Below are 1,147 nucleotides of genomic sequence, written 5' to 3'. Positions count from 1 at the left end.
AGCTTTTTGACGTTGACATAAGCAAGTATTTTTTCTTCTTCTGTTTGGGTTTGTACGACAAGTCTTCTGATTTCATTGATCTGTTGTGGAAAAGCCTTTTTAATAGGCGGGTTTCCATCTGTATCGTCTTCTTTACTTGCTAAATTAAGAAGCATGCCTAATAGGTATCTTCGTGCGTAGGTAAGTGTGGAACCAAGTGATTGTATGCTATTTTTAGAGCCTGTACTGTCAATTGGAAATGTTCCTTCTGTTGAGATTTGATTGTCTGAAGGATGAGACAGAGTTATTTCTATGGTAACGTTTTTTTCTGTTTGATTTTTAATACGATAAAACAAAGCAAATTTGTATGTTGCAAGCCCTTTCTTTACAGCATCAATGTACTGATCAAGTGTAGCGTATTTGCTGTTTGTATGGTTATTAATGGCGTTTTGTTCAATATTTTTATATGCCATTTGCACAGCCGAAAGATCACGGACAAAATTTTGGCGCTCTTGTCGTTTTATCTCTTGTTCTCTTAAATCAAGAAGACGCTCTAAGCGATCCATATCGACGTCACTGTCTAAGGCTTTATTTAAAATACGTTCCATGACAGTTTGTTCGACGGCTACATGATGTGTTTCTTCAATTTCTATTAGGTTAGTGTTTTGTTCACTCATCTTGATTTCCTACATTGCGCGCAATTCACCCGTGGCGTGAATCACGCTTGTGTTAAAAGTTGGTTTGTGTTGCTAGAAAGGAATGTCGTCTTTTGTTGAAGAGTTGCCGTTCTGGGCGGTCATAGTTTGTTTACAATCTTCTGAATTATCATAAATTTTTACATTGCCATAAATTCTTGAATCGGCATAAATAATCACATTTCCATAAATTTGTGTGTGTCCAAAAATATGTCCATCATATATTTTGACGTTATTATAAATTTTTGCATTGCCAAAAATCTCGGCACAATCACCAATTTGTGCTTTATCATAAACCTTAGCACTATCGTAAATCTTGGCACAACAATACGCCTTGGCATCATTATAAATCCAGCAATCGTCTTTTTGACTTAAATTGTCTTCATACTCTACAAAGCCCCCAAGGTCCCCAGCCTTAACATCACCAAAATCTTTTAATGCACGTATGCGGTAAAGCGTAAGGTATCCATCAA

The 1,147-nt window shown here is 36.4% G+C and carries 2 protein-coding genes; both read right to left on the bottom strand.

Going from position 1 to position 1,147, the window contains the following annotated elements; genetic code table 11:
* Nucleotides 1-656: ERF family protein (locus ACFINI_RS09955; protein ID WP_375648040.1), on the bottom strand; the 656-nt coding region annotated here is incomplete at its 3' end.
* A 72-nt stretch (nucleotides 657-728) separates the two neighbouring features.
* Nucleotides 729-1,147: hypothetical protein (locus ACFINI_RS09950; protein WP_375648039.1), on the bottom strand; the 419-nt coding region annotated here is incomplete at its 5' end.

Source organism: Bartonella sp. AA56HLJMS (assembly GCF_042197145.1).
Lineage (GTDB): Bacteria > Pseudomonadota > Alphaproteobacteria > Rhizobiales > Rhizobiaceae > Bartonella.
This window is presented reverse-complemented; position numbering and strand designations above follow the sequence as displayed.